This is a genomic window from Jutongia sp. SJQ-6, from assembly GCF_054161275.1.
The window spans coordinates 1,398,978-1,410,399 of record NZ_CP195314.1 but is presented as its reverse complement, the minus strand read 5'-3'; the positions used below and the strand labels follow the sequence as shown (position 1 = coordinate 1,410,399).

The following is an 11,422-nucleotide window of genomic DNA, read 5'->3' as shown; positions in this document are numbered from 1 at the left end:
CTGAGAAAGATGCGAATAAACAGAAAGAAATTTATAACGAATATGTTAGTAATATGACACCAAAACACAGTTGTTTTTGGAATTGTATTAAGGCTTTTCTTGTCGGTGGTTCGATTTGTCTGCTGGGAGAAATATTGATACAGTGGTATCAGTCTATGGGGAATGACAGAGAACTGGCAGGTTTATATGGAACACTTTCTTTGATACTGATCAGCATACTGCTTACCGGCTTTAATGTGTATCAAAAGCTTGGACAGTTTGGCGGTGCAGGAAGCATTGTTCCGATCACCGGATTTGCAAATTCTGTAGCATCGCCGGCTTTGGAGTTTGGCGTGGAAGGTGAAGTGTTTGGCAAAGGCTGCCAGATATTTAAGATTGCGGGACCGGTTATTTTGTATGGAATATTTTCAAGCTGGGTACTTGGCGTGATCTATTGGCTGTGGAAGATGATGTAACTATAATTAGCAAAATGTGTTATAATGAATAACGAACCGCTCCCTTGTGTCCCGGTACACCGGACACAAGGTTTGTTATATCAATAAATGTGTGCAGAAAAGAGGTTTATTATGAACGAGAATGTGAGAAAAAGAAATGCCGTATTGGCGCAGACTGTGATCAAAGGTCTCGAGTCAAGAAACATGACAGGGTATTATGCAAAAGACAAGGAAGAGGCATTAAAACAGGCATTAGATATTATTGGTGAGGGCAGTACCGTAGCTATGGGTGGTTGTCAGAGCGCCAATGAGATCGGTCTTATCCAAGCATTAAATGAAGGAAATTATCACTACATAGATCGTGCTAAGATGGAACCGCGCGAAAGTCTTCTGGCGGCATACGATGCAGATGTATTTTTGTCCAGCGCAAATGCGATGACAAATGATGGAATTATTGTAAATATAGACGGTAACTCGAATCGAGTTTCCTGCATTGCACAGGGACCTCACAAGGTAATATTTATTGTGGGAATGAATAAGGTATGTTCTGATCTTGATGAGGCGATGAAACGTGCCAGAAATGTTGCAGCTCCATCCAATGCGCAGCGATTTGACATCAAGACTCCTTGTCGCTTGACTGGTAAATGTGCCGATTGCAAGTCTCCGGATACGATCTGCTGTCAGTTTTTGATTACCAGATATTCGCATCATGCAGATAGGATCCATGTAATTCTTGTGAATGATGTACTCGGTTATTGATCTGTCAGGTGACAATGCCGAAGTATTTCTGAAATAAATGAAAAAAATATGTGGTAATTTATATGAAAAAGAGAGTGTAGGCGTACTCTCTTTTTCATTTTATACTGAATATATCACAAATTCACGGCGTAAGGGAGCTTGTTCACTTGCGCATGTTAGACATAGGATTACCGATAAGAGGAGAGCTGATCGGTAGAAAGGAGTAATGAGAATGAGGACACGAAACATGATGACGCCGATATTGGCAGCGGCACTTGGGTTGACGATTGCTTTTGCGGCACCTGCAGCGTATGGCTGGAGCCAGACTGCGTTGGCAGCTGAGGAGGAGCAGCAGCCGATCACAGTCAGTATGTCCGCCGGAAGTGGCATTTACGCAGAGGCATTTACGTTGACATTGACCAGTGAAGGAGCTAAGACAATCTATTACACATTGGATGGCAGTGATCCAAAGACCAGCAGTACAAGAGCAGAGTACACAGACGGTATTGCGATTAAGGATCGGAGTAAGGAAGCTAATTACGTATCCGCTGTAGATCCATTGTTATTTGACAATGCCAATGTAAGATGGAAGAAGAGGACAAAGTCGTACACGACAACACGGAAAGCACCGGCTGACGCTGACGTTGATAAGGGAACGGTTGTCAAAGCAGTGGCGGTAGATGCGAATGGCAATTTTGGAACTGTCGAGACGAATACATATTTCGTCGGTACCGTGGCAATGCATATTAAAAACGCTCAGAAGAGTGCGCAGGCAGCTGGAATCCCGCTATCTGTGATGTCAATTTCAATGAATTACGAAGATCTTTTCGATTATGAAAAAGGAATCTATGTAAAAGGCAAGATCTTTGATGAGGCAGTGGCAAAGTATTTGGAGGAGAATCCAAAAGCCACCACAGACACGATGAACGATCAGGCGAGACGTTTGCCGGCGAATTATAATCAAAAGGGTAAGGATTGGGAGCGTAATGCTCATATTGATTATTTCGAAACGGATGGAACAACGCTTGACTGTCAGTTGCAGCAGGATTGCGGTATCCGTATTCAGGGAAATTATTCCCGTTCGGATCTGATGAAAGGATTGCGCTTGTATGCACGTGCGGATTATGGCAAGAAAAACTTTAAATATCCATTCTTTGAGAATGCCAAAGATGATAGCGGAAAGACGATCACAAAGCACAAAAAGTTAGTGCTTCGCAATGGTGGAAATTATGCGTTTGCAGGTACAAAATACAATGATGCCTATTGGCAGAGTATGTTGTCAGATCTGGATTGCGAGACGCAAGGTTCCAGAGCATGTGTTGTTTACATCGATGGTGAATATTGGGGATTGTATATTTTACAGCAGGATTTTGATGACAGCTATTTTGAAGAGACACATGGTGTAAACAAAGATTCCGTCGTTGTTTATAAAGCTTCTGATGCAGATGCAGATGAGGAATATGGTTACAAATTGGATGAAGGGACACTTCCGGATGGAGAGACGGATGTAAACTATTTCTATCGTGATCTTATGAACTTTTTTGCAGAGCATAAGAACCTAAAGAATGATGCGGATTATGAGGCGTTTTGTAAGCTGGTAGATCCGCAGTCAGTGATGGATTATTTTGCTGCGCAGGTATGGATCAACAATAAATGGGACTGGCCGGGCAAGAATTGGTCAATGTGGCGCACCACAACCGTGGATCCTAATAATGCATACGCTGATGGAAGATTCCGTTTTTGTTTATATGACTTGGATTTTGGCGGATGTGGTGGATCAGGAGAGGCATACGCAAATACGATCCGCGATGACAATTACAATACGAATGTAGACGCCGAAGGAAATTATTACAATGATCGTGGACTGCTGGGACAGAACTTGAAAGAGGCAATGAATCCGAGCATTCAATGTTTCATTATGTTAATGTCGAATGAAAAATTCCGGAATGCATATAAGCAGGAATTATTGGATCTTTCTAAGAAAAACTTTGAATCTTCCAAAGCAACCACAGTATTGACACAGTTTAAAAATACATACGAGCCATTGTTTGCACAGTATTATACCCGTTACAATTGGAGTAATGATACAACAAACGGATATGCAGGTTACAACAGCTTGAAATCTTTTGTGGAGCAGCGTCCAAATGGCATTGCACAGATGAACACATGGATTGATAACTTTTATAAGACCGGTAAGGACGAAGAGGTGATCGTTATACCATCGCCGTCTCCGTCTGTGACACCTTCAACCGAACCGAGTGTAAAACCGAGTGCATCACCTTCGTCGAAACCGACACCGGCACCTACGGTGAGTCCGACGAAAAAGCCTGTACCAAATCCTGGACAGACGAAAAAAACTGCCAAGACAAAGAAGATCAAAAAGCTTAGTGTTAAAGCTAAGAAAAAGACAAAAGTGATCCGTGTAAGTACAGTTGGCAAGGCACAAGTAACGATTGTTGTTTCCAAGAAGATTATTGTGAAAGGCAAGAAGAAAGTTAAGAAGATAACTAAGAAAACTTCGGCAAAAGGAGTAGTTTCATTTAAGTTATCAAAGAAATTAACGAAAGGAACGAAGATTAAAGTTACTGTCCATAAAAAAGGATACAAAACGAAGAAAAAGAGTATTAAAATAAAATAGGATGAGTGCTCTATGCTATTATGTATGACAGAATAGCGTGAAATAAAAAAAGTCGCCATAGTGTGCCCACAAAATCGGACACACTATGGCGACTTTTTTGTGGGATAGGAAATTGCTGTTGTGTAGCGTGACATCATCGCCAAGAATTGCTTTAGCAATTCTTGCAAAGCAAAGCGCTGGCTTTGCTTTTTTGTTTGCAGTTTTGCATTAGACCTGTTATGATAGATTATAGGTAAGAAGTTGGACGGAAAACGGCAAGGAGGGAGGAACTATGAGCCACGAGGAAAAGGTTTATACAAAGCTCAAACAGCATTATCATTGCGCACAGGCGATTTTTGCCACGTATGCTTCGGATTATGGTATGGATCAGGAAACGGCATATCGCACGATGGCATGTTTTGCAGCGGGAATGTATACGGGAAGTGTGTGTGGTTGTGTTACGGCGGCGCTTGCTGTATTGGGGTTGGCCTATGGATTTTCAGATACAAAAGATAGAGAACGGGAAATTTTTGGAACTAAGATCGCGGAGGAGTTTGTTGATCGTTTTCAGGAGCGGATGGAAGGCAAATTTAATTGTGCAGATATATTGGAAAATAATATTAGTACTGCAGAGGGGATGGCGTCGATCCGACGTGAGGGAATGATCAAGAAGAAATGTACGCAGGCTATACAGACCAGTATTGAGATTTTGGAAGATATGCTGCAGGCGTATCCGGGCATGTTGGCGGGGAAACAGGCAGAACCGTCCTGTGACGAACAGGAGATAGAGAAAATAACATATTTAGTGAAACGTGCTCAAAAGATCCAGCATTTTGAATCGAATGTACGCGATCTGATCCTCCATTCCTCCAAAAGTATTGCATGTATTCAATTTGATATCAGTCGCTTTAAGATCATTAATGATATTTATGGAGAGCGGATGGGCGATCAGATATTGCAGTTTATCAAAGACAATCTTGCAGAAATATGCAATGAAACACAGTATTATCTCAATTTACGAAGCGATGTATTTGTTGTGCTGAGCGAGTTTCAACATGAGAGCGAGTTAGATGAGTTGATTCGTCAGATTCAGGCACGTTGTAAAATGTTCAAAAATATTAAATTGACATATTCCATTGGTGTATACATTGTAAATGATCGCAAGATGGATCTGCGTCAGATTGAAGATCGAGCCGCAATGGCACGCAAAAAGGCAAAAGGTAATATGATGAACAATGTTCTTTACTATCAGGAAGAATTTAAGGAAATGTTATATATCCGCAAATTTATTGAGGAAAGTATTCCTTCTGCAATTGATGAAAAACAGTTTCAGATGTATTTGCAGCCGAAATATAGTATAGTACAGAATCATATTGTCGGGGCAGAGGCGTTGGTCCGTTGGCAGCATCCGGATCGCGGTATGATTTATCCGAATGAGTTCATTCCGGTCATTGAGGAAAATGGCTATATCAAGAAAGTGGATTACTATATTTGGAAAGAGGCATGCAATTTTTTGAAGCGGTGCGAACAAGCTGGTATTAAAAATTGTCCGGTTTCTGTGAATGTGTCCAGACTGCATTTGACAGACACTGTTTTTATGGATTATCTGGCGCAGACTATTCATGAGGCAGATATTCCGAAAGAACAGCTGGAGTTAGAGATTACAGAAACCATTGGGGATGAGCAGATCAGCAATATGGCGGAGTTACTCAAACAACAGGGATATAAGTTGTTAATGGATGACTTTGGAAGTGGTTATTCTTCCTTAAATATTTTATTAGAGACACCATTTGATGTCATCACATTAGACAAGAAATTTATGGAAAATATGATGGTTTCCGAAAAGGGTCGGTTGATCTTAGAATATGTTGTGGCGATGGCAGACAAGTTGGGACTGGAGCTGCTGGCAGAGGGCGTTGAAACGGAAGAGCAAGTTGAATTATTAAGAAAAATTGGCTGCGATAATGTGCAGGGATATTATTATGCAAAGCCTATGCCGGTGGAAGACTTTTTTGAACTGCTTCAAAAAGATCGACAGAGCATAAATTCTTTGTAAAAAGAAATGTTGTATTGTTGATAAAAGGTATCAATTTCCAGCTTGTAATAAACGATGATTCATGTTAGTATAACTTGCGGATAAATAAATACTTCGCATCTTCATATACATGAATAAAGTATGTTTGAAAGAATGCAAGTGAGACAAATGGCACAATAAGAAGGAGGTCAATATGGCAGACTTTAAGGAATGGGAAGGTTTTGAAGGAAGACTTTGGAAAGAGGGCATTGATGTACGCGACTTCATCCAAAACAATTACAAACCATATGATGGTGATGAGTCTTTCTTAGAGGGACCAACAGATGCAACAGATAAATTATGGGGCGAGCTCCAGAAACTCCAGAAAGAGGAGCGTGCAAAGGGCGGCGTTCTTGATATGGAGACAGAGGTTGTTTCAAGTATTACAGCATATGGTCCCGGATATATCAGCGATGAGTTTAAGGATTTAGAGCAAGTTGTTGGTTTGCAGACAGATAAGCCGCTGAAACGTGCGTTCATGCCTTATGGTGGTATTCGTATGGCAGAGCAGTCCTGTCAGATGTATGGTTATGAGCCAAGCCCGAAACTGCATGAGATCTTTACAAAATATCATAAAACGCACAGTGACGCTGTCTTTGAGGTATATACACCGGAGATGAAGCGTATGCGTCATAACAAGATCTTAACGGGTCTTCCGGATACGTATGGTCGTGGACGTATCGTTGGCGATTATCGTCGTGTTGCTCTTTACGGTATGGATTACCTGATTGAAGAGAAGCAGAAAGATTTTGCCGGTACAGAGCGTCGTGCAATGCGTAGTAAAGATTATCGTATCCGCGAAGAGCTGGCTGAGCAGATCAAATGCTTAAAAGATATGAAAGCTCTTGGTGAGATTTATGGTTTTGATATTTCAAGACCGGCTAAGAATGCAAAAGAAGCATTTCAGTGGTTATATTTTGCATATCTTGCAGCGATCAAGACACAGAACGGTGCAGCAATGTCCGTAGGTCGTGTATCTACTTTCTTGGATATTTATATTGAGAGAGATATGGCAAACGGTGTATTGACAGAGAAAGAGGCACAGGAATTAGTAGATCATATTACGATGAAATTCCGTATGGTTAAGTTCGCTCGTATTGAGTCTTATAACCAGTTGTTCTCCGGAGATCCTGTATGGGCTACTGTAGATGTAGCTGGTATTGGTATGGATGGACGTTCTCAGGTTACGAAGACATGTTTCCGTTTCCTGCATACGTTAGAGAACATGGGACCTTCTCCAGAGCCTAACTTAACAGTATTGTATTCCTCTAACTTGCCGGAAGCATTCAAGAAATATGCAGCTCATATTTCTATTGCAACAAGTTCCGTACAGTACGAGAATGATGATGTTATGCGTCCGGTATGGGGCGATGATTATTCTGTATGCTGCTGTGTATCTGCAACAGAGACAGGTAAAGAGATCCAGTTCTTCGGTGCTAGAGCAAACCTTGCTAAGTGCTTGCTTTATGCGATCAACGGTGGTGTTGATGAGAAGACCAAGGAGCAGGTTGGACCGAAGTATCGTCCGATCACATCCGAGTATCTTGATTACGATGAAGTTATGGAAAAATATGATGAGATGATGACATGGCTCGCACAGACTTATGTAGAGACATTGAACATGATCCATTATATGCATGATAAATATTACTACGAGGCATCTCAGATGGCACTTATCGATACCGATGTAAGAAGAACATTTGCTACCGGTATTGCAGGTTTCTCACACGTTGTAGATTCTCTGTCAGCTATCAAGTATGCTAAGGTAAAAGTGATCCGTGATGAGGATGGATTAGCCGTAGATTATGAGATCGATGGGGATTTCCCTAGATATGGTAACGATGATGAGCGTGCAGACGAGATCGCAGTATGGCTGCTTCGTGAGTTCATGAGAAAGCTTCGTAACTGCCACACTTACCGTGACTCTGAGCCTACCACATCAATCCTTACAATTACTTCTAACGTTGTATATGGTAAGGCAACCGGTTCCCTTCCGGATGGAAGAAAAGCAGGAGAGCCACTTTCACCAGGTGCTAACCCTGCATACGGTGCTGAGCAGAATGGTTTGCTGGCATCCTTGAACTCTGTAGCAAAATTGCCATATGAGGAAGCATTGGATGGTATTTCTAATACGCAGACGATCAACCCGGATGCATTGGGACACAATCCGGATGAGCGTATAAAGAATCTTGTTCAGGTTATGGATGGATACTTCGATCAGGGTGCACATCATCTGAATGTCAATGTGTTTGGCAAAGAGAAGCTGATCGACGCTATGGAGCATCCGGAGAAAGAAGAGTATGCAAACTTCACGATCCGCGTGTCCGGTTATGCAGTTAAGTTTATCGACTTGACAAGAGAGCAGCAGCTCGATGTAATTGCCAGAACATGTCATGAGTCTCTGTAAGTTGCAGCGAAGCACATTTTCAAAATGACTTGAGAATGCGACGGCATATGCGATGAAATATTCATCTTTGAGAATGTTTTCGGCATGTATGATCTGTATAAACCAAAGAAATATGGGGCAGTCTTTTCTATAAAGGGCTGCTCCTTTTCTGCTACAGAGGTGGACTTAGAAAGGAAAGAAAACGATGGAACAAACAAAAGGTTATGTACATTCATTAGAGAGTTTTGGATCTGCAGATGGTCCCGGTGTGCGATATATTATTTTTTTGAGTGGCTGCGCAATGCGTTGTCAGTTTTGCCATAATCCGGATACGTGGGATATGCAAAAGGGAACTCTATATACTGCCAAAGAATTAATTGATAAGGCTTGGCGCTATCGCAATTATTGGGGCAAAGACGGTGGGATCACCATTAGTGGCGGAGAACCGCTTTTGCAGATCGACTTTCTGACAGAGATATTTACTTTGGCGAAAGAAAAGGGGATTCATACGACGCTTGATACAAGTGGAAATCCGTTTACCAGAGAAGAGCCGTTTTATTCCAAGTGGAAAAAATTGATGGAAGTAACAGATCTTGTTATGCTGGATATTAAGCACATTGATGAGAAGGTACATCAGACACTTACCGGACAAACCGGGGAAAATATCAAAGAGATGGCAAGAGAGATGTCGGATATGGGGCAGCCAATGTGGATACGTCATGTGCTCATCCCGGGGGATAACAGTCAGGATAAATATCTGATCGAAATGCGGGAATTTATCCAAACATTAAAGACGGTAGAGCGCGTAGAAATTTTGCCGTATCATACACTGGGTGTATTTAAATGGGAACAGCTTGGAATTGATTATCCGCTGAAAGGCGTTAATCCACCGACCCGGGAAGAAGTGAAACACGCAGAAGAGTTATTAGGTATTTAAGAGATTTATAAGTGGTTGTAAAGTCTTACGGACGAGGTTACGGATATGGAAAATAGAACAAACAAAAGAATGCAGTGGGTGATTCGTTTTGGGTGTATTTTGGGACTGATGACAGCACTTTGCGGTTGCTCCTCTACAGAGGTTGTTAAGGTTGCTAAATATGCGGCGAAAGAGGCGTTAAAGACAACCGCGCCACAGCAGGATCGCTCAGAAGGAGAAAGTTCCTCGGCAAAAGATGCGGATGGGAAAGATTCCGACAGTGCAACGCAGTCTTTAGATAATTTAAAAGATTATGCGGCGTACAACGGGGAACCATATGTGGAACTGAATGATAATGTTCCGAATTTCACAACCCGTGAAAAAAACAACACCAAAGCATTTGAGAATTATCATCGTCTGGATGCATTGGGACGTTGTGGCACAGCTTATGCCAATATATGCAAAGAGCTTATGCCGACGGAGAAACGTGGTGCGATCGGTATGGTAAAGCCTAGTGGATGGAACACTGTTAAATACGATGTCGTGGATGGCAAATATTTGTATAACCGCTGTCATTTGATCGGATTTCAATTGGCAGGTGAAAATGCAAACAAAAAAAATCTGATCACGGGGACTAGATATTTAAATGTAGACGGAATGCTTCCTTTTGAGGATGAAGTGGCAGATTATGTTAAAGATACAGATCACCATGTTTTGTATCGTGTTACCCCTGTTTTTAAGGGTGATAATCTAGTGGCAGAAGGAGTCGAGATGGAAGCTTATTCTGTGGAAGATAAAGGTAAGGGAATATGTTTCCATGTATTCGTTTATAATGTGCAGCCGGGCGTTACGATCGACTACGCAACCGGAGAAAGCAGGCTGTCTAAATAATCGCAATCATACTAACTTCTCTCGTTTCGTCAAAGAACATTTTGTCGAGACGAGAGGGGTTTGTTTTATATAAGAAAGATTTGTTTTATATAAGAAAGATTTGTTTTGTATAAGAAAGATTAGTGTTGACTTTTAATGATAACGTACATATAATATATAGAACTTCAATTATGGAGTGGCTACGAAAACTCTTTGCACTGCATTTAGCTACAGTACAAACTGAACAGGCCGGATATCTTATCTGGGGCCGGGTCACATCGTGACAGTGGAATGAATTGTTTCATCCGCGGGACAGTAGTATTACTGGTTCTTCGCGGATGTTTTTTAATTAATAGGAAATTGCTGTTGTGTAGCGTGGCATCATCGCAAAGCGCTGGCTTTGCTTTTTTTATTTTTTATTGGAGAGGTTATTATGAGCATTCAAAACAACAAAGACAATATGGAAACAGTAGCAATGCGGGTGTGCATTGTAAGTATTTTTGGCAATACAATATTGTCATTGATCAAATTGCTAGCCGGTGTGATCGCTCATTCCGGAGCGATGGTCAGTGATGCGGTTCATTCTGCATCGGATGTGTTTAGCAGTATTATTGTGATCGTTGGAGTGAAGTTGTCTGCACAGGCTTCTGATAAGGAGCATCCATATGGACATGAACGGTTGGAGTGTATTGCGGCACTTCTGCTTGCAAATATTTTGTGTCTTACCGGTATTGGAATTGGCTATGGAGCTGTCAAAAATATTATAGCGGGAGATTATGCACATTTGCAGACACCGGGACTGCTTGCAGCAGCTGCGGCAATATTGTCTATTATTTCGAAAGAAGCAATGTTTCAGTATACTAAATATCATGCGAAACGTGTGGATTCCGGAGCACTGATGGCGGATGCCTGGCATCATCGATCGGATGCATTTTCTTCTGTTGGTGCTTTGATTGGTATTGTTGGAGCACGTTTAGGATTTCCGGTTCTTGATTCTATTGCCAGTGTAGTAATCTGTTTGTTTATTGTAAAGGCAGCGTATGATATTTTTATGGACGCAACGGACAAAATGGTTGATCATGCCTGTGATGATGCATTGGAGAATGAGCTTCGGGAGTGTGCCTGTAGAGAAGAAGGTGTGCTTCATGTTGATATTATGCGTACTCGTGTGTTTGGAAATAAGATCTATGTTGATATTGAGATCAGTGCAGATGGCAACAAAACGTTATTTGAGGCACATGAGATCGCAGAACATGTACATGACGCGATAGAACGCAATTTCCCAAAGGTAAAGCATGTTATGGTGCATGTCAATCCGCATTTGCTGTCGGAGTAAGCAAGGTGTTGTGCACGTCAATCCGCATTTGCTGCCAGAGTAAGCAAGGTG

General features: G+C 41.7%; 7 protein-coding genes, 1 pseudogene and 1 riboswitch. All 8 genes and pseudogenes read left to right on the top strand.

The features are described 5' to 3' along the window. Window positions 1-53 precede the first annotated feature (53 nt). The 8 genes and pseudogenes from ACSAJE_RS06510 (at window position 54) to ACSAJE_RS06475 (ending at window position 11,371) form a co-directional block, all read left to right on the top strand. A complete protein-coding gene (locus ACSAJE_RS06510) occupies window positions 54-455 on the top strand; it encodes a SpoVA/SpoVAEb family sporulation membrane protein (RefSeq protein WP_444157125.1) in 402 nt (133 codons plus the stop codon). 111 nt (window positions 456-566) lie between these two features. Continuing rightward, window positions 567-1,193: a lactate utilization protein gene (locus tag ACSAJE_RS06505; RefSeq protein ID WP_118689936.1), complete on the top strand. Its 627-nt coding sequence runs from the start codon at window positions 567-569 to the stop codon at window positions 1,191-1,193. A 211-nt stretch (window positions 1,194-1,404) separates the two neighbouring features. Beyond that, window positions 1,405-3,810: a CotH kinase family protein gene (locus ACSAJE_RS06500; protein ID WP_458009994.1), complete on the top strand. Its 2,406-nt coding sequence runs from the start codon at window positions 1,405-1,407 to the stop codon at window positions 3,808-3,810. A gap of 271 nt (window positions 3,811-4,081) precedes the next feature. Further along, a complete protein-coding gene (locus tag ACSAJE_RS06495) occupies window positions 4,082-5,845 on the top strand; it encodes a C-GCAxxG-C-C family (seleno)protein (RefSeq protein WP_458009993.1) in 1,764 nt (587 codons plus the stop codon). A gap of 172 nt (window positions 5,846-6,017) precedes the next feature. Then, window positions 6,018-8,270 carry a formate C-acetyltransferase gene (gene pflB / locus ACSAJE_RS06490; protein WP_118507000.1) on the top strand — a complete coding sequence of 751 codons (2,253 nt, stop codon included), beginning with the start codon at window positions 6,018-6,020 and terminating at the stop codon, window positions 8,268-8,270. A gap of 184 nt (window positions 8,271-8,454) precedes the next feature. Next, window positions 8,455-9,186: a pyruvate formate-lyase-activating protein gene (pflA, locus tag ACSAJE_RS06485; RefSeq protein ID WP_458009992.1), complete on the top strand. Its 732-nt coding sequence runs from the start codon at window positions 8,455-8,457 to the stop codon at window positions 9,184-9,186. A 108-nt stretch (window positions 9,187-9,294) separates the two neighbouring features. Continuing rightward, window positions 9,295-10,053, top strand: a pseudogene (locus ACSAJE_RS06480) (DNA/RNA non-specific endonuclease); the annotation flags it as partial. A gap of 212 nt (window positions 10,054-10,265) precedes the next feature. Further along, window positions 10,266-10,353, top strand: a riboswitch (NiCo riboswitch). A 115-nt stretch (window positions 10,354-10,468) separates the two neighbouring features. Beyond that, complete coding sequence (locus tag ACSAJE_RS06475; protein WP_458009991.1) at window positions 10,469-11,371, top strand: cation diffusion facilitator family transporter; 903 nt, start codon at window positions 10,469-10,471, stop codon at window positions 11,369-11,371. Window positions 11,372-11,422 lie beyond the last annotated feature (51 nt).

What these genes read in the sequence shown, in the direction of transcription:
- pflA (WP_458009992.1), top strand. Translation starts at nt 8,455, where the DNA reads ATGGAACAAACAAAAGGTTATGTACATTCATTAGAGAGTTTTGGATCT.
- ACSAJE_RS06505 (WP_118689936.1), top strand. Translation starts at nt 567, where the DNA reads ATGAACGAGAATGTGAGAAAAAGAAATGCCGTATTGGCGCAGACTGTG.
- ACSAJE_RS06475 (WP_458009991.1), top strand. Translation starts at nt 10,469, where the DNA reads ATGAGCATTCAAAACAACAAAGACAATATGGAAACAGTAGCAATGCGG.
- pflB (WP_118507000.1), top strand. Translation starts at nt 6,018, where the DNA reads ATGGCAGACTTTAAGGAATGGGAAGGTTTTGAAGGAAGACTTTGGAAA.
- ACSAJE_RS06495 (WP_458009993.1), top strand. Translation starts at nt 4,082, where the DNA reads ATGAGCCACGAGGAAAAGGTTTATACAAAGCTCAAACAGCATTATCAT.
- ACSAJE_RS06500 (WP_458009994.1), top strand. Translation starts at nt 1,405, where the DNA reads ATGAGGACACGAAACATGATGACGCCGATATTGGCAGCGGCACTTGGG.
- ACSAJE_RS06510 (WP_444157125.1), top strand. Translation starts at nt 54, where the DNA reads ATGACACCAAAACACAGTTGTTTTTGGAATTGTATTAAGGCTTTTCTT.